Origin of the sequence: Yersinia massiliensis CCUG 53443, from assembly GCF_000312485.1 — a bacterium.
Taxonomy (GTDB): Bacteria; Pseudomonadota; Gammaproteobacteria; order Enterobacterales; family Enterobacteriaceae; genus Yersinia; species Yersinia massiliensis.
The window spans coordinates 72,975-91,032 of the sequence record NZ_HE997647.1 but is presented as its reverse complement, the minus strand read 5'-3'; the positions used below and the strand labels follow the sequence as shown (position 1 = coordinate 91,032).

Here is an 18,058-nt window from a genome sequence, read left to right as displayed (position 1 = left end):
ATCGCGATATTGACCGAATATCTTTTTGCTTTCCGAAACTAATGGTTTATCGAAAGCAGAATATTTATCGAAACCTTATTGAGAAAAACCGATCCGGCAGCGCAAGTGAAGGATCGGTTTTGGAAGAGAACGCGATGCCTTGGATCCAATTGAAGTTAAACACTAGCGGTAATCAGGCCGAATCCCTCGGCGATGCGCTGGTTGAAAGTGGCGCAGTGTCTGTCACGTTTCAGGATACTCACGATAATCCTGTCTTTGAACCATTGCCGGGTGAAACGCGTCTGTGGGGCGATACCGATGTGATTGGCCTGTTCGATGCTGAAACCGATATGGCCGAAGTCGTCGCCATGCTGGAATACCACCCACAGCTCGGTAAAGGCTTTATCCATAAAATTGAGCAACTGGAAGATAAAGATTGGGAACGTGAATGGATGGATAACTTCCATCCGATGCGTTTTGGCGAACGTCTGTGGATCTGCCCGAGCTGGCGTGATGTGCCCGATCCAACTGCCGTTAACGTCATGTTAGACCCTGGCTTGGCCTTTGGGACCGGGACTCACCCAACGACGGCCTTGTGCCTGCAATGGCTTGATGGCCTCGATCTGGCAGGCAAGACGGTTATCGACTTCGGTTGCGGCTCAGGCATCTTAGCCATTGCGGCATTAAAACTCGGTGCCGCGCACGCTATCGGCATTGATATCGATCCGCAGGCTATTCAGGCCAGCCGCGATAACGCGCAGCGTAACGGCGTTTCAGAGCGCTTGGCGCTCTATCTGGCCAAAGACCAACCCGCTGATTTATCCGCTGATGTGGTGGTCGCTAATATTTTGGCTGGCCCGCTGCGAGAACTGGCACCCTTGATCAGTGTATTACCGGTTGCTGGCGGCCACCTTGGCCTGTCAGGCGTACTGGCAACGCAGGCCGCAGGTGTCGCCGAAGCTTACGCAGATAAATTCATTCTCGATCCCGTCGCCGAGAAAGAAGAGTGGTGTCGTATCACCGGTGTTCGCAAGACTCACTAACCGAGGCATAACGAGTATCCCCTACCTTTGTAATGATAAAAACGTAGGGGATGCTCTGTCCGTTCGAGTCAGTACTTCCATGCCCTCTGTCGTACATAATTTTCAGTAAAAATGAGATGCTCGGCACACTTAATTCTGTGCTTTATCGTTGATTTGATGAATAAATCAGCATTTTCAACCTCAGTTATGATGTTTAGCTGGTCAATAATGATGTTGTTTAGTCGAAAACACTAAAGAGCACAAATTAGCCAATTCGATTTAACATCATGTTATATATGAATAAATAATTAATTAGCCAAGATTGAGGCGCAAATTACTGCTTTTTTTTCATCAATTGGTTAAAGTTTGGCCTTTCATCTGAGCGTAAAAATGCGTAATATACGCGCCCTTACGGACACAGTGTGGTCATTCTTTGTCTATGCGTATTGGACACTTCCAGCTTACAAATTGCCTGATTGCCGCCCCGATGGCCGGTATAACAGACCGCCCTTTCAGAGCGCTATGTCATGGCATGGGAGCTGGGATGGCTGTATCTGAAATGCTCTCCTCGAATCCTGAGGTATGGCGGACAGATAAGTCGCGTTTGCGCATGGTTCATAGTGATGAGCCTGGCATTCGTACCGTGCAAATTGCCGGTAACGACCCAGATGAGATGGCAGCAGCCGCCAAAATTAACGTGGCGAGTGGTGCACAAATCATCGACATTAATATGGGATGTCCAGCCAAGAAAGTGAACCGGAAGCTGGCAGGATCTGCGTTATTGCAGCATCCCGATCTGGTCAAACAGATCCTCTCCGCAGTGGTTAATGCGGTAGATGTGCCGGTCACGCTGAAGATCCGAACCGGTTGGTCGCCAGAACACCGTAACTGTATAGAAATTGCCCAATTGGCCGAAAATTGTGGTATACAAGCCCTGACGATTCATGGCCGAACCCGTTCTTGCCTGTTTAACGGTGAAGCGGAATACGACAGCATTCGGGCAGTTAAGCAGACTGTTTCCATTCCCGTTATCGCGAATGGTGACATCACTGACCCGCATAAAGCCAGAGCGGTGCTTGACTACACTGGAGCTGATGCTCTGATGATAGGACGTGCCGCTCAGGGAAGACCTTGGATCTTCCGGGAAATCCAGCATTATCTGGACACTGGGGAGTTGCTGCCACCGATGCCACTTGGCGAAGTGCAGCGCTTGTTAAACGGGCATATACGGGAATTGCACGACTTTTATGGTCCAGGCAAGGGATTTCGTATTGCACGTAAGCACGTCTCTTGGTATCTCCAAGAGCACGCCCCTAACGACCAGTTTCGGCGCACATTCAACGCCATTGAGGATGCCAGCGAACAGCTGGAGGCGTTGGAAGCATATTTCGAAAATCTTGCCTAAACAGAAAAAAGAGCTGACAGAACTATGTTCGAACAACGCGTAAATTCTGACGTACTGACCGTTGCAACCGTAAACTCACAAGATCAAGTGACTCAAAAACCGTTGCGTGACTCGGTAAAACAAGCACTGAAGAACTATTTTGCTCAACTGAATGGTCAAGACGTTAGTGACCTGTATGAGTTGGTACTGGCTGAAGTTGAACAGCCATTGTTGGACATGGTGATGCAATACACCCGTGGCAACCAAACCCGTGCTGCCCTGATGATGGGTATCAACCGTGGTACGCTGCGTAAGAAATTGAAAAAATACGGCATGAACTGATACTAGTCAGTTAAATTGTTGTTTAAAAGGGCGTACTCCACACGGAGCGCGCCTTTTTTATTGGGAAAAAAACGTGTTCTAGACTCATGCTCGCGCCAACCTTTCTGTTGGCGTGACTTTCGCGGTGCCTACGACTTGGCTAACGTCACCAACAACGCTGCGAGTTTGGCGGGAACGGAGACAAAAGGCTCATGTCCGCTATCGAGCTGATGGTATGAAGTAATACCGGCGCGTTGAGCCATTAACGCCTGTAACTGCGGGGAGATTGCTTTGTCTTGATTGCAACGAATGTAGGCCTTGGGAATATGGCTAAAACCTTCAGACCAAGATGCTGGGGCAAGAATAGGCTTGATAGGCTGCGGGCGAAAAAGCGGTAATAGCGCGCGATACTTATCCACATCGCAGTCATTAAAGAATGTCCCTGCAATTTTATCAGGGTAGAGCTTAGCAACGAATTGGTCAGGAATAACTTCAGCTTGCGGCCCCACAGTCCCCAGTTTGTCACTTTCCTCCCCCAGAGAAGCCACTGACTCGCCAGGTTGAGGTAGAAATGCGCAAACATAAATTATTTTGGCGAAAAGATCAGGCGCCAAAGAAGCGGCAGACGTGACCGCCGCTCCGCCCATGCTGTGGCCAACCAACACTAAATCGTATTGCGAACCGGCTATTTGATTGGCCTTTGAGATGATGGCATTAGCATAACTTTCGAGCGTGACATCTTCCGCTGGCGTACGATCGTTCCCACTACCGGGTAAATCTAAGACGCTCGCGTGATAGCCTTTATTCTTGAGGATATTAACCACAGGTTCCCATGCCCAAGCCCCCTGCCATGCCCCGTGAACTAAAAGAAAATGTTTCTTCATTGATTATCCTCCTTCAGTTTTAGAGAGATGAAACTGCTCACCACAGGGTGCTCACGTTCTCAGCATTGCGCTTAACAAGTATAATCCGTTCTCGGGAAATCGCCCCGCAGGTGAAGGGCGATAAGAAAGAATGGGATTAACCGACTTCCACCCGATTCCGTCCTTGCTGTTTCGCACGATACAAGGCTTCATCCGCCAGTTTTAATGCGTCTTCAGGCATCCCCTCCCCACTCCAATATGCCACCCCCAATGAGATCGTAATGGGGTGTACATTTGGCATCACCATCACTTCCACATTATGGCGCAGGCGGTTGGCGACTTGTGTTGCCACATCCAGCGTTGTGCCAGGGAGTAGCATCAGGAATTCTTCCCCGCCGCTACGACACAGGATATCGGTATCGCGCGAGCTATCACGAATCTGCGTCGCTAACTTTTTGATTACTTCATCGCCAACATCGTGGCCATAGGAGTCATTAATCAGCTTGAAGTGGTCAATATCCAACGCAATGACCGAGAATGGCTGGCCAAGTTGTGCGATAGGCTCAAGGGTAGTGGCTAACCCGCGCCGGTTATACAGGCCTGTCATCGGATCCGTTTGGGCCTCAAACTTCAGTTTGCCGATCTTTTTTTGCAGCAGGCTGATGCCAATCAACAGCGCCCGTTTGAGTTGCGTGGATTCGAAATACCACGAAGGTATTTGTTTGATACTAACGGCGATATCAGGCTTATCCATATCATTAGCGCTACCCGCCAATAACCACAACGGACGAGCAATCAAACGTGATAGCAACCAGACAGCCAGTAAAGTGAATAATGCCAGCGGTGCGATATGAGCTAACCCCTTGAGCATCAGCCCTTCTAGCGGTTTTAGCGTCACCGCCTCAGGCCGCAATGTAATGATTTCCCAACCGGATGGTTCCACCATGGCGTAGCCTGCTAACATCGACTCACCACTGGTACTGGTGACTATCAAACTGCCATTATTGGCGGTCTTCGGTGCCTCGGTGAGCGGTTTTGGCTCAAGTACCTCGCCGATGCGGCTTGTATCACGGTGATAAAGAATGCGTCGATCCTTATCAAGCACCACAATATAAGAACCATCGCGATAATAATGCTCACCTAATAATTCATTTAAAATGCTCTGCTTACGCAGATAAATCGTTCCGCCGATATAACCGCGATAATGTCCATCCGGCGTAATTATTGGCGTTGAAATATTGACGACCAGATTGTTCGCTGCCGAGACATAGGGCTTGCTGATGATAGGACGGCGCAGTTTTAACGCCTCTACCGAACCAGGTGACGACAAAGCGTGCCCCAGTAGTTGCAGGCTATCAGGGGACGTTGCGCGGATAACACCCTGTGCATCCGTTATCACCACCGAATTGAAACTGTCCGTTTGGTATTTTAGCCGTGCGGTTTCGGCTTGCAGAATCTTCGGATCATCAAAATGCTGGGCGGCAATCATGCTGCTGTAATGAAGTTGCCTTTGGGCACTTTTCAGGAAAATTTCAGTGCTGGACGCCAGTTTGGTGGCATAAACACGGTTGGCTTCCAGCGTGTTATCGATCAGTAGCTGTCGTTGCACCTTATAACTGGCATAGAAGCTGTTCGCCAGCGTCACAAACGCACTCATCACAGCAAGAATAAGGATCAAACGACCTAAGTCGAGGCGGAAAATCTTGGTAGAAATTATCGAGCGTGACACGACAGTCTTCCTGAAACAGTTAATAGGCCATATTCGACACTGACGTTAGCACGAATGGAGAGCGAGAAGTCTCCTATATATCTACATATGCTCAATATTTATCTCTTCAGATTAATCATTATCACGCTATAGTCATTATCAACGGCTATCTATCGTTAACTTTCAGCAAAGCCGTAGACAAAGCAATCACGATAAGCTGACTGATATCTGATGCGTATCAACAATTAAGGGCTAATTATGAAAAAACTGGTCATGGCAGTTGCACTCGCAACAACGGTATTAAGTGGCTGTGCCAACAACAATACGTTATCTGGTGATACCTTTAGCGCCTCTCAGGCACGACAAGTTCACACGGTAACTTACGGGACAGTGGTTTCTGCACGTCCAGTGACCATTCAGGGCGGCGATAAAAATAACGTCGCTGGTGCCATTGGCGGCGCCGTTGTCGGTGGATTCTTGGGTAATACTATCGGTGGTGGCCGTGGTAATAGCTTAGCAACGGCGGGCGGTGCAGTGGCGGGTGGTATGGCAGGTCAGGGCGTACAGAGCGCGATGAACCGTAGTGAAGGTGTGCAACTGGAAATTCGCCGTGATGACGGCAGCAGTATTGTTGTGGTGCAGGCTCAAGGCCCAACCCGTTTCAGTGCAGGGCAACGTGTGATGATTGCCAGCGATCGTAGTGGTACGGTGACGGTTTCTCCTCGCTAAATGCCAAATGCCGGAGGCTCCCTCCGGCATTTAACGGGCCTAATGACAGAGAATTGGTTAAATTTTAACTTTTTTTCATCATCGTAATATCTTGTTTAAAAACAAATAAATGCCAACACACCTTCTCTTGGAAGATGAAAATACCATTCAAATTAGTTATGGCAGTCAAATATAGTGTTGCTACAGTGAATGCATTGTGGTTAAATAGCGTCATCGGTTTGGAACACAGACCTTATGAAAGCAGTTTTAGTAAAGCAGTCCTCAGTTCAAGCGTTATCTTAGATATCCCTTCTCCGTGAGTCTCCTCCTAAGTGCCTAAGTAAGTCATCTTCTGAAAACAGACCCCATTCGCTGCATCGTTATTTTGATAATTTTGTGGCAAAAAAATAATTGAAGGAAGTATATCTATGTCTAATAAAATGACTGGTTTAGTAAAATGGTTTGACGCTGGTAAAGGTTTCGGTTTCATCTCTCCAACTGATGGCAGCAAAGACGTGTTCGTTCACTTCTCTGCTATCCAGAGCAATGACTTCAAAACCTTAGATGAAGGCCAAAAAGTAGAGTTCTCTATCGAGAACGGTGCTAAAGGTCCATCAGCGGTAAACGTTGTCGCGCTGTAATCCAGTGTGATACGGAGTGTTGGCAACCGACAGCGATGACGGTTTAGCCCGAGCAGTGTTGCCAACACTCAAGTCAGACTGTAGTAAAAGTCAGACTGTAGTAAAAGTAAGACAGCAGTACCCGGTTGACAGTAACATTTATGCAAGCAGTTTTAGTAAAGCAGTTCCCCGTATTAGCGTTATCAGACAGATACCTCTTCTCCGCGAAATTCCTTCTAAGTGCCCCATAAGATGTACCCAAGCCTCTCTGTTCGCCTATGGCGGCAATTAAAAATAAACAAATGAAGGAAGTATCTCTATGTCTAATAAAATGACTGGTTTAGTAAAATGGTTTAACTCTGATAAAGGTTTTGGTTTCATTTCTCCTGCTGATGGCAGCAAAGACGTGTTCGTTCACTTCTCTGCTATTCAGAGCAATGACTATAAAACTTTAGATGAAGGCCAAAAAGTGGAGTTCTCTATCGAGAACGGCGCGAAAGGCCCAGCAGCAGCAAATGTGGTTGCTCTCTAAGCCCCCCTATTCTGCTTAATACCCAGCGATTGATGTGACACGCAGTGAATACCGCTGTCGTATCAAGAAAGGGGTAATTTGGAATGATTTACGATAGCGATGAAGGTGATAGCCCTGAGCAGTTAAATCATTCTGAATAAAGAAGACCCGCCTTAGTGCGGGTTTTTTTATGGTTATTTTTTATGACTAATAATATGACTCGGTGCGAAATAATATGAAATTAACATTTAGCTAATAAATAATCTTCAATCAGCAAACTTCATATGGCGATTATTATTTTCCTGTCGCTGCCTCCGCCCCCAATACTGTCAGCATAGCCTTACCACCCCTGCCTTTCATGTGTATTTATCTTGTTTTAACAAACAAAACCCTGCCACCTAGAATTAAAAAAGTAAATTAATCGAAATTATTTCCCTGAACCTCCCCCTCCAGAACAATATATTTTCCTCTCAGCTCGGCGTGCGCCGCTCAATATAAAAATGACTTCGATCAAAATGAATACCTTATTTTGTCTATACAGTGATTTCATCTCCTCACCGCTTTAATCATTTAATGTCCACCGTTTACCGGTGAACATTAGCGCCGCATATAAAATTGCATCAGGGTAAAAGTCATGTCGATATTCAGAACACGTATAGGAAGAATGCTGCTTATTCTGCTCATTGGGATAGGTATCTGGTTTAGCCCAGTGCCTGAGTCTGTTGATCCGCGCGCTTGGCATCTCATGGCCGTTTTTGCAGCAACCGTCATCGGTCTGATTCTCTCGCCGTATCCGTTAGGGGCGATGGCCATCTTCAGCCTGACTGTCGTGGCGGCAACGGGGCTGCTGAGTATCAAGGAAGTGCTCGCTGGCTTTGCCGATCCTACAATTTGGATGATCGCCTGCGCCTTCTTCATTTCTCGCGGGTTTATTAAAACGGGTTTTGGTCGCCGTGTCGGTTTCTTGTTTATCAGTAAGTTAGGCCACAACTCATTGGGTCTGGCTTACGGTTTAGTGCTCACCGACTTACTGTTTGCTCCCGCGATGCCTTCCACGTCGGCACGTTGTGGGGGGATTATTACTCCGTTGTTCCGCTCTATTTCTGAAGCCTATGAATCCACCCCCGATCGCGGCACTGAGCGCAAGATTGGGGCTTTTCTGGTGCAATGTATCTTCCAGTGTAACGCCATTACCTGTGCCATGTTCCTGACGTCGATGGCCGGTAACCCAATGATCAGTAAGCTGGCAGGCGAGATGGGGATTACCATCACGTGGACGAGTTGGGCGCTGGCTGCAATCGTCCCAGGGTTAATCTCTTTGGCTGTCATCCCCTTATTGCTATACCGCTTCTATCCGCCAGAACTGAAAAAAACGCCGGAAATGCGTGCGCTGGCGCTGATGAAACTGAAAGAAATGGGGCCCATGAGCCGCAACGAATGGGTGGTTCTATCTGTCTTTATCGGGTTAGTTACTTTATGGGTGAGCGGCGCGACATTGAATATTGATGCCACCATGACCGCTTTTATTGGGTTAGCGATTCTGCTGCTGAGCAACGCACTGACTTGGGATGATGTGATTGCCGAGAAAGAAGCGTGGCATACCGTGATTTGGTTTGCCGTCTTGCTCACCCTGGCTAGTCAATTGAATAAATTAGGTTTTATTGCGTGGTTCGGCTCGTCTATTGCCGGTTCAGTGCAAGGAATGAATTGGATCCCGATGATGGGGATTCTGCTGCTGGCGTACTACTACAGCCACTATATGATGGCCAGCGCCATCGCCCATATCAGCGCCATGTATGCCATTTTTGTGTCTATTGCTATCGCCGCAGGTGCGCCGCCAATGCTCACCGTATTGGTGTTCGGGATGTTCAGTAACTTGTATATGGCGACCACTCACTACTCTGGTGGCCCTGCTCCTATCTTATTTGGCTGTAACTTTATCCCACTGGCAACATGGTGGAAAATTGGCTTCCTGATGAGTTTGGTGGTCATCCCGATTTGGTTGATTATCGGCGGTGCCTGGTGGAAAGTACTGGGCTTCTGGTAAGTTATCAGCACTGAAAAATACCGCGCCGTTGATGAGACTCGCGCGGTATTTTTTTATCGGTGACTAATGTACTGATGGCTCACTGCTGTTTACGTAACTCAATACCGACATCCCCACCAGGATGCACAGCCAATAACGTTTCTTTGGTAAATCCGCTGCGCGCCATCAGACAGGCACACATGGCATCAAACAGCGCCAGCACTAAAACAATCGAGGTGGTAGCCAGCATATTGAGCGGGTCAATCTCTTGCTGTACGTGGGTTTTTAGTACCAAGGCAGAGGCTTGTGCGATCGCCGATTGCTCATTTTCCGTCACACTGATAATCGTGACCTGCTTACGTTGCAATGTCGGTAACAAACGGGTTAATTCGTCAGAGTTGCCGCCACGGGAGATCAAAATAATGATGTCTTGTGCGCCAAGAAATCCCAAATCACCATGGGCAGCATCGGTCGCATTCAGATAAATCGCCGGTTGCTCGACACAAGCCAGCATATGCGCAACTTTCCGCGCTGCAATACCGGACGTTCCCACTCCTGTGACTGCAATTTTGCCACGGCATTGCGCTAGCGCGTCCAGCACCTGCAACCACACCTGCTGATCGACATTATCCTTTAATGCCGCCAACTCGCGGCTGTAAGTCATCCATGCTGCGCTGGCCGCTTGCCATTCATCACTGTGGCTCATGTCCCCTCCTTCATCAATTCCTGATAACGCACATGGTCGTCGTACATCTGGTGGAACACGCGATATTTGCGATCGTAATAGGCTTTGATTTTATTGGTTTGCGGCGTGACGGTTTTCCCGATACGACTCATGGCGGCCATTGCTTCTGGCAGTGACTCAAACACGCCAGCAGCGACCGTCCCCATCATGGCGCTCCCCAATAACATCGCCTCGCTCTCTTCCGGCAATAACATGGCGCAACCGGTGGCATTCGCGTGCTCTTGTACAAAAATAGGGTTCTTCGTCCCGCCACCGCTGGCCATCATGGTATCGATGTTGTAGCCGTTCTGATTCATGGTTTCGATGATGTGCCGCGTCCCTAACGCCAGCGCCTGAATGGTTGCCAGATACCGCAATGCCATATCTTCCGGTGTTGTGGAGAGCTTCAGGCCAGTAATAATGCCTGTCAGATTCGGGTTAGCGCGAGGTGAGCGGTTGCCGTGGAAATAGGGCAGCATATGAATATCATTCGTCAGGAAGGCGATATTTTCCGGCTCTCCCGCCAATTGGCGCAGAATATGATTCAGCGCCTCATAAATCGTTTCCCCCTTGCTTTTCGCTTGTGCCAATAGCGCGGGGTAACATGGATGTGACTGAATAATATGGTCAATCAAAGCACCGGTGGCCGATTGGCCGCCTTCATTGAGCCAGTATTCTGGCAAGATAGCCGAATAGTATGGCCCCCAGATACCACTGATAAAATGCGCTGAGCGGGACATCGCCATGTGCGCTGTTGACGTGCCACCAATCAGCGCAATTCGCCGATCAAAGTTAGCATTCTCGCCGGTTACCCCACTGGCACCGAGAATACCAATGGTGCCGGCATGGGCGTCAATGATGGACACACTGACCGCGGTGCCGGGGATCAGCCCCATTTCAGACGCAGCTCGTTGGCTTAAACCTCGGCCCAGTGGTTCCCCCATCGGCTTCACGGTAGCCCCAATTTTCGCCGCGTTGTTATCCAGTAAATCGGCTAACCCTACTAATTTGAAATAGGAAGGATCCCAGCGATCCTCATGGCCCAAATAAGTCCATTTACACACCGTCGAACACAGTGATCGGGTTTCATCTTTTGTCGCCCGCCATGTCAGGAAATCAGGCAGATCAAATAGATGGCCGACATTGCTCCACGTGGTTGGCATATGTTGCTTTAGCCACAGCAGTTTTGGCGTCTGCATCTCCGGAGAAATCACCCCACCCACAAATTCCAGCACGGGGTGTTTGGTGGCGTTGATGCGTTCCGCCTGTGTAATGGCGCGGTGATCCATCCACACAATTACGTTTTGCTCGCTGCGCCCTGAAGGGCTGACCGTCAACGGGTTACCTTCTTTATCCAGCACCACCAGCGAACACGTGGCATCAAACCCCAGCCCTTTGACTTGAATCGGGTTGATATCCGCCTGACTGACGGCATCGCGCACCGCATTACACACTGCTTGCCAGATATTATCGGAAGATTGCTCAACGAAATCTGCCTTGGGCTTAAACATGGTGATTTCACGGCTGGCCTGCCCGACCATACGGCCCTGCAAATCGAATACCCCAGCCCTTGCGCTGCCGGTCCCTACATCTACGCCGATAAAGTAACTTGCCATTGTGTTATCCCTCAATTCTTAAGCTTTACGATTCTGTAATGCGATAAAGAGGATCAATACCCCACCCCATAACGCCATGGTCAGGTAGCTACTCACCCCCAGCAAATTCAGGCCACTCTCCAGTAATTGCAGCACCACCAACGCCAATATCAGACCGATAATGCGACCAAAGCCGCCATCAGGATTAATGCCGCCCAATACGGAGGCCAAAATGGTGACCAATAGATAGGATTCGCCATAACCGGCTTTGGCAGAGTTGAATTTCGCCATCATTAAAATGGCGGCTCCCCAGCCCAATAGGGCCGACAGGATATACACCGCAATCTGTACCCGATGGGTGTTCACGCCACTAAAACGTGTTGCCTGCTCATTGGAGCCAACTAGATAGATACTGCGCCCCAAGGTGGTGTGTTCCAACAGCACCCACAGCCCTGCCGACACCAGTAAAAACAAGATCATCGCGACAGGAATACCGGCGATATCACCGCTACCAATGTACTGAATCACTGGCGGAAAACCTGAGATCACATCACCGTTGGACATCAAAATATTCAGGCCGGTGATCAGCGTCATGGTGCCTAAAGTCGCGAGTATCGGCGAGACGCCAATGACTGAAATCAGCAGCCCATTCAAGGTGCCAATTGCCACCGCCACCAGCAGCCCCGCCCCTAACGCCAACAGCAGAAACAGCGGCTGATCGGGGTGACTGACAATAATGGCGGCCATCACTAACGCGCAGGCATTCGCACCCGCAATAATAGATAGGTTTATGCCACCGGTCAGCATGGTCAGCCCCATTCCTAACGCCAACATGCCTAAAATCGGTAGCTGCGATGAAATCGACTGGAAGTTACCTATGCTGAAAAAGCGCTGCCCTAAGGTCATGGCGAAGGCCAGCATCACCGCCACCAAAATCAACAATTGCAGCCGGATAATGCGGTCATCAGGGATAATTCTGTTTAACCAAGTCATATCAGTGCTCCCTCAACAACTTGCGTTTTTCATTCCATGCGGTGGTACTGATACTCACCAAAATGATCACGCCGCTGAAAACCGTATGCCAGTAAGAAGAGACGCTCAGTAGCGTCAGGCCGTTTTGCAAAAATGCCAGCAACATCACGCCAAGCACTGTACCGGTTAGTGTGCCGCGCCCCCCGCTCATACTGGTGCCACCCAGCACTACCGCCGCCAATACCGTTAACTCAAAGCCCATCAGTGAATTAGGCGCAACCGATTGAGAAATCTGCGCCTGAACCACTGCGGCCACTCCCGCTAGCATGCCCATATAGCCGTAGACATACAGGTGCAGCCGCAGAATGTTAATCCCCAAACGGGAAGCGGCATCTTTATTGCTGCCCATGGCGAAAATTTGCCGACCGAGACGGGTGTAATTCATCAAAACACCGGTGAAAATGATGGTGGCGGCCAAACAAAACAGCGGGAGTGTTAAGCCATAGTCATAGCCATCACTGCCGGTAAACGAAAACCAGTTAATACCGGTCATAAACCAGTCTGGGAAGCCGTAGAGCCAAGTCCCGTTGGTGATGTACACCAGCAAACCGTAGAACAGATTCAAAGTGGCAATGGTGATAATAATCGCCGGTACTTTCAGCCAATAAACCAGCAAGCCGTTGACTAATCCCAGCAACAACCCCACCGTCATGGCCAACACGAACGCTAGCGCGAAGCTGCCGCCATGGGTGATCACCCACGATGCCATCACATATTGCGCAATGGCGGTTACCGCTGGGAAAGAGATATCGATGCCGCCCGCAATCAGCACCACAAACAAGCCGCAGGCTAAAATGCCTAAAATGGCATAGCTGGTGGCGACATCCGTCAAGTTCCCCAACGTCAGGAACTCAGGGCTTTTCACGCTCAAGCCGATAGCCAGTAACAACACCAGCAGGCCGAGATAGAACTCGTGGCGGCCCGTGAGGTGCCGCAGTGTTAGCTTATCCATTGACCACCTCGGCGATCTGTTGTTCTGTGCATTGATGCGGATAAAACTCGGCGACCAATTCACCTTTGCGCATCACCAACACCCGATGGCTGTTGTAGTACGCCTCGGGGATCTCGTCACAAATCATTAATACCGCCATCCCCTGCGCCGCCAGCGCTTTGGCAATGTGGTAGATCCCTTCTTTGTTGGCGATATCGACCCCGACCGTCGGCGAATCGAGGATCAAAATACGCGGTTGTGTCGCGACCCATTTGGCAATGGCTATACGTTGTGCATTCCCACCGGACAAAGTTTTGACCGGCAATGCGGTATCAGACACTTTGATATTCAGATCCTGCACCAGTTGCTTCACCAGTGCGGCGGCTTTAGGGTGATCGAGCAATCCACTGCGGGTGTGCAGTTGGTCGAATACCGACACAATCGTGTTGTCGTAGATCGACTGCTCCATGATCAAGCCCTGTGTCAGGCGATCTTCGGAGACATAGCCGATCCCTTGGTGGATCGCATCACGGTTATGGCGAAAATGTACGGCCTTACCCGCAACACATATCTCGCCGCTTTCCGGTTGCGTCATACCAAACAAGCTCAGGCACAGCTCAGTGCGGCCCGCACCAAGTAAGCCGGTGATCGAGACAATTTCACCCTCATGTAGCGTCAGATCGATATTGCGATACTGCTCGCCACGGCTCAGCTTTTTGACTTCTAGCAACGGTGTGGCCTTAGCAGCCAAAGGGGGTAATTGGCTGTAAGTGAAACGTTGGCCAGTCATGCGAAACGCCAATTCATGGCTGTCTAATTCACTGGCAGGCCAAGTGCCAATCAGCTTGCCATCGCGCATCACGCTGATTCTGTCAGCGACTTCCATCACTTCATCCAAACGATGGCTAACGAACACTACGCAGATACCTTGCGATTTCAGGTCGCGCACCACATTGAGCAAGCCTTTCACTTCTTGGCTGGTCAACGAAGCAGTTGGCTCATCCATAATCACCAAGCGCGCATCGGCGGCAATCGCGCGGCAAATAGCGACTAATTGGCGATCAGCAATCGAAAGTTGTTCCACTTTTTTATCGGGATCGAGGGTGACTCCCACTCGTTGCATGGCGGCCAAGGCTCGATCATGCATGCTTTTGCGCTTCACCCAAAAATCGCCCCCCGGCAGATAACGGTGGACAGCAATATTTTCGGAGACGGTTAAATTGGGGAAAAGCGACAAGTCTTGATAAATCACTTGTACGCCGTAGAAGAAGGAGAGTTGCGGTGTCAGGTGATGAAACAACTTGCCGTCAATCAGGATACTGGCACCTTTTTCGGGCTGATATACCCCTGAAATCACTTTAATGATGGTGCTCTTGCCGCAGCCGTTCTGGCCGGCCAAACAGTGCACTTCCCCTTTGTTCAGGGTGAGATTCACCTGATCCAGCGCCAGCACGCCGGGGAATTGCTTACTGATATTTTCAAGCGTGATAAATGCGTTAGCCTGAGTCATGACAATACCTTCCCTAACGCCCTCGGTATGGCGCTACTTTTACCGCTATTTGGTGAGGGTGGTGAGGACCGTGGGGCTGCTTTCCCACGGCCTGTTTTACTGCTGAATCCAGCGTTGGTTGCTGGTTATTCCCTGGTATGGCGTCTGAACATCAGAAACCTAACGTTTTGGCATTATCTTTGGTGACTTCGAGAATTTTATTAAAACGAATGACACCTTTTTCACTATCAACATCAGCTTTACCCAAGCCGTCGATGGTCAGGTCTGGCGTAATTTTCTGCCCTTTCAGCAGTTGATCGGCAATCTCTACCACCGCAAAACCAGCATCTTTCGGATCCCACAACAGTGCTTTTTTGATATCACCGCGCATCAAGTACGGCGCTGCCTGTGCTGGCATCGCAATACCGACAACCGCTATCTGATCCTTAGCCCGTTTCTTGGCAACCGCTTGACCGGCACCAATCGGACCCAGTGAACCAAAACCAATAATCCCTTTCATCTGCGGATAGGTTTTCATCAGATCCAGCGTGGTGGAATAAGACTTATCGATATTCTCCGCGACAGGTAAACGTGGGGTCACTTCGAACATGTCAGGGTATTTTTCTTTCTGGTATTTGATAGCGTAATCAGCCCACGCGTTATGCAATGGCACAGTCAGAGAGCCGACATAAATGGCATAGCCGCCTTTGCCGCCCATAGCTTTAGCCAGCTCGTCCATATTGGCCTGAGCGTACTTTTCGCTGTCGATGGTTTCAACATCCCACTGACCAATACGTTGATCCGGTGATTCATGGGTTAATACCACGATGCCTTTTTCTTGCGCTTTCTTCAGTACCGGCTCCAATACTTTGGCATCGTTCGGCACCACAATGATGGCATCCACGTTTTTGGCGATCAGGTCTTCAATCACTTTGACTTGTTGCGCCGGATCTGGCGTCGCAGGCCCAACTTGATAAGCGTTCACATCCAATTTTTTCGCGGCTTCGTTGACGCCAACTTCCATACGAGTAAACCAAGGAATGCCGGTCACTTTCGCCACGACAGCAATTTCAGGTTTTTTTTCTGCCATCGTTTGCGTGGTGAACAGCATGCATGCCGAAACAACACATGCATTCAGTAATGCGAGATTGAATTTCATAGCAATACCTTCTTGTTTTCTTTCAGATAACGGGTTGGTTGCAGGGTGAAGAGTCATCGGTGTTGCAAAGTGAACGTTTTATTTTCATGTGACTGCTTTTCACACACAGAAGGTTAACAAAAGAACACAAGAGGCTGCGCGACGAGGCAAAGTGAAATGTGATACATGCCCATAAAAGTAAAATTTAATAATTAATTACGTTAATAAATAGTTAATAATTTAGAAGAAAGAATAAACTCGATCAAACACCATCCTTTTAAATACAATTAACACTCATTATTTAAACATATATTTAACAATTGGCATTATCCAAAAACTCTGTAGCACGTACAAATCACCAGTAAATTGGCAGTCAATACTACAATTTATCTAAACTGTGACTGATATCACCTTACTGGGCCATCAGGTGCCTGCCGCCCCTCTTCAAGGCCTTCATTTGACGTCCTTAAAACGAGGCTGCTCGCAGTTTATGTCGAGAAAATTCCGTTTCGCTTCCTCGCGGTGATCTTTTTCTTTCATCTAGCAGGAATATGATATAATCCACCGAAAGCGACACTCGCCTATCGAAAGCCTACGTTTATGACCATTCACTACGCGATCCCTGCTTTTAATGTAAAGATTGCGTCAATTACCGCATTCCTAAAAACAATAGTTAACTATTGATGTCTGAATATTGAGTTATCGACGTCTGAATAGTTTTTTACCGATGTTTTAATAGTTAGTTGCCGATGTCTGACGATATGTATCGCTATCGAGTTATGTCCTTATGCGCTACACACTCATACTTAACGCATAAAGATAGAGCTCATATGATCAAGCCGCAGAAGTTCCATATTTCCTTGCTCCAACCACGCTATTGGCTAACGTGGTTTGGCCTTGGGTTGCTGTTTCTGTTAGTCCAATTGCCATACCCATTGCTCAACAAATTGGGGGTTTGGCTAGGGCGAACGTCCATGCGTTTCCTCAAACGCCGTGTCTCCATCGCTAGGCGAAATCTAGAACTCTGCTTCCCTGAGATGGACAAACAAGTCCTCGAACGCACCATTGTGGGTAACTTTGAATCCTTAGGTATGGGGATGATGGAAACCGGCATGGCATGGTACTGGTCTGATGCCCGCATTAAGCGCTGGTTTACGGTCTCTGGCTTAGATAACTTGAAAAAAGCGCAGGAAGGCAATCGGGGCGTTTTGGTGATTGGCGTGCACTTTATGTCACTGGAGTTGGGTGGCCGTATGATGGGGCAATGCCAGCCCATGATGGCGATGTACCGCCCGCACAACAATAAAGTCATGGAACTGGTGCAAACTTGGGGTCGTATGCGTTCAAATAAAGCCATGCTGGACCGCAAAGATTTGCGAGGCATGGTTCAAGCCTTGAAAAAAGGGGAAGCCGTCTGGTTTGCACCGGATCAAGATTACGGCCCACGTGGCAGTGTGTTTGCACCGCTGTTCGCCGTTGATCAAGCCGCAACCACCAGCGGCACCTTTATGCTGGCCCGTCTCGCTAAACCCGCCATGCTACCGCTCGTTTTGCTGCGCAAACCAGATGCCAGTGGCTATGAGCTGCTGATACAACCGGTATTGGAAGATTACCCCATCGATGATGAGGTCGCTGCTGCTGCCTATATGAATAAGGTGATAGAGCAAGAGATCTTGCGTGCGCCAGAGCAATATCTGTGGTTGCACCGTCGCTTTAAAACCCGCCCTGCGGGTGAGCCATCACTTTATTAATGTCCCAAAGCAGGGATTGTCCCGACTGAGGGATAACCTCAACCGCTAGGCGATCCATAAAAACCCGCACTCGATGCGGGTTTTTGCTGTTTCCACATAACTGTACCCCTTCCCTTCATCGCCCCCGCACTAAAAAGCATCAATTTGTCGTTAATTGCGCCATTTAAGTGCAACCCACTCTATCAGAAATTACCTACAAAGAGTTACCTCCAAGTAATTACCCAGTTGATCAATGAAATGCAACTCTGGCATCACA

General features: G+C 49.0%; 16 protein-coding genes. 8 read left to right on the top strand and 8 right to left on the bottom strand.

Annotation, left to right across the window (positions count from 1 at the left end; genetic code table 11):
* The first annotated feature begins 134 nt into the window (after nucleotides 1-134).
* The 3 genes from prmA (at nucleotide 135) to fis (ending at nucleotide 2,727) form a co-directional block, all read left to right on the top strand.
* Complete coding sequence (gene prmA, locus BN68_RS16985; RefSeq protein WP_019212369.1) at nucleotides 135-1,022, top strand: 50S ribosomal protein L11 methyltransferase; 888 nt, start codon at nucleotides 135-137, stop codon at nucleotides 1,020-1,022.
* Nucleotides 1,023-1,440: 418 nt separating this feature from the next.
* The gene (gene dusB / locus BN68_RS16980) at nucleotides 1,441-2,406 is read left to right on the top strand and encodes a tRNA dihydrouridine synthase DusB (protein ID WP_019212368.1); all 966 of its coding nucleotides are present in this window, start codon (nucleotides 1,441-1,443) and stop codon (nucleotides 2,404-2,406) included.
* Nucleotides 2,407-2,430: 24 nt separating this feature from the next.
* On the top strand, nucleotides 2,431-2,727 hold the full coding sequence (fis, locus tag BN68_RS16975; protein WP_002210061.1) for a DNA-binding transcriptional regulator Fis: 297 nt from the start codon (nucleotides 2,431-2,433) through the stop codon (nucleotides 2,725-2,727).
* Between the two features lie 128 nt (nucleotides 2,728-2,855).
* Here fis and BN68_RS16970 read toward each other — a convergent pair whose 3' ends face one another.
* Together BN68_RS16970 and BN68_RS16965 are read right to left on the bottom strand one after the other, a co-directional pair.
* Nucleotides 2,856-3,590 (bottom strand): alpha/beta fold hydrolase, encoded by a 735-nt coding sequence (locus tag BN68_RS16970; RefSeq protein ID WP_019212367.1) that lies wholly within the window; start codon nucleotides 3,588-3,590, stop codon nucleotides 2,856-2,858.
* A gap of 136 nt (nucleotides 3,591-3,726) precedes the next feature.
* Nucleotides 3,727-5,286, bottom strand: coding sequence for a sensor domain-containing diguanylate cyclase (locus BN68_RS16965; RefSeq protein WP_042806941.1), 1,560 nt, complete (start codon nucleotides 5,284-5,286; stop codon nucleotides 3,727-3,729).
* Nucleotides 5,287-5,535: 249 nt separating this feature from the next.
* On the opposite strand from BN68_RS16965, the gene BN68_RS16960 reads away from it, so the two are divergent.
* From BN68_RS16960 to BN68_RS16945, 4 genes are all read left to right on the top strand, one after another.
* Nucleotides 5,536-6,006, top strand: a complete 471-nt coding sequence (locus BN68_RS16960; protein ID WP_019212365.1) for an outer membrane lipoprotein — start codon at nucleotides 5,536-5,538, stop codon at nucleotides 6,004-6,006.
* 407 nt (nucleotides 6,007-6,413) lie between these two features.
* Nucleotides 6,414-6,626 carry a transcription antiterminator/RNA stability regulator CspE gene (gene cspE, locus BN68_RS16955; protein WP_019212364.1) on the top strand — a complete coding sequence of 71 codons (213 nt, stop codon included), beginning with the start codon at nucleotides 6,414-6,416 and terminating at the stop codon, nucleotides 6,624-6,626.
* A 298-nt stretch (nucleotides 6,627-6,924) separates the two neighbouring features.
* Nucleotides 6,925-7,137 (top strand): cold shock protein CspG, encoded by a 213-nt coding sequence (cspG, locus tag BN68_RS16950; RefSeq protein WP_019212363.1) that lies wholly within the window; start codon nucleotides 6,925-6,927, stop codon nucleotides 7,135-7,137.
* Between the two features lie 613 nt (nucleotides 7,138-7,750).
* Nucleotides 7,751-9,163: an anion permease gene (locus BN68_RS16945; protein WP_042806919.1), complete on the top strand. Its 1,413-nt coding sequence runs from the start codon at nucleotides 7,751-7,753 to the stop codon at nucleotides 9,161-9,163.
* A 79-nt stretch (nucleotides 9,164-9,242) separates the two neighbouring features.
* Here the strand turns inward: BN68_RS16945 and BN68_RS16940 are convergent, their stop codons facing one another.
* The 6 genes from BN68_RS16940 to BN68_RS16915 all read right to left on the bottom strand — a co-directional run bounded on the left by BN68_RS16940 (nucleotide 9,243) and on the right by BN68_RS16915 (nucleotide 16,072).
* Entirely contained in the window at nucleotides 9,243-9,848 is a 606-nt protein-coding gene (locus BN68_RS16940; RefSeq protein ID WP_019212361.1) for a KpsF/GutQ family sugar-phosphate isomerase, read from the bottom strand.
* Nucleotides 9,845-11,482 (bottom strand): FGGY-family carbohydrate kinase, encoded by a 1,638-nt coding sequence (locus BN68_RS16935; protein WP_019212360.1) that lies wholly within the window; start codon nucleotides 11,480-11,482, stop codon nucleotides 9,845-9,847. Before BN68_RS16935 ends, BN68_RS16940 begins: the two co-directional genes overlap by 4 nt.
* 18 nt (nucleotides 11,483-11,500) lie before the next feature.
* Nucleotides 11,501-12,454, bottom strand: coding sequence for an ABC transporter permease (locus BN68_RS16930; protein ID WP_019212359.1), 954 nt, complete (start codon nucleotides 12,452-12,454; stop codon nucleotides 11,501-11,503).
* A gap of 1 nt (nucleotide 12,455) precedes the next feature.
* Complete coding sequence (locus BN68_RS16925) at nucleotides 12,456-13,445, bottom strand: ABC transporter permease (RefSeq protein ID WP_019212358.1); 990 nt, start codon at nucleotides 13,443-13,445, stop codon at nucleotides 12,456-12,458.
* Nucleotides 13,438-14,934, bottom strand: a complete 1,497-nt coding sequence (locus BN68_RS16920; RefSeq protein WP_019212357.1) for a sugar ABC transporter ATP-binding protein — start codon at nucleotides 14,932-14,934, stop codon at nucleotides 13,438-13,440. The genes BN68_RS16925 and BN68_RS16920 overlap by 8 nt, the downstream gene beginning before the upstream one ends.
* Before the next feature lie 151 nt (nucleotides 14,935-15,085).
* Complete coding sequence (locus BN68_RS16915; RefSeq protein ID WP_042806917.1) at nucleotides 15,086-16,072, bottom strand: autoinducer 2 ABC transporter substrate-binding protein; 987 nt, start codon at nucleotides 16,070-16,072, stop codon at nucleotides 15,086-15,088.
* Nucleotides 16,073-16,881: 809 nt separating this feature from the next.
* Between BN68_RS16915 and lpxP the strand changes: the two genes are divergently transcribed.
* Nucleotides 16,882-17,802, top strand: a complete 921-nt coding sequence (lpxP, locus tag BN68_RS16910; protein ID WP_019212355.1) for a kdo(2)-lipid IV(A) palmitoleoyltransferase — start codon at nucleotides 16,882-16,884, stop codon at nucleotides 17,800-17,802.
* Nucleotides 17,803-18,058 lie beyond the last annotated feature (256 nt).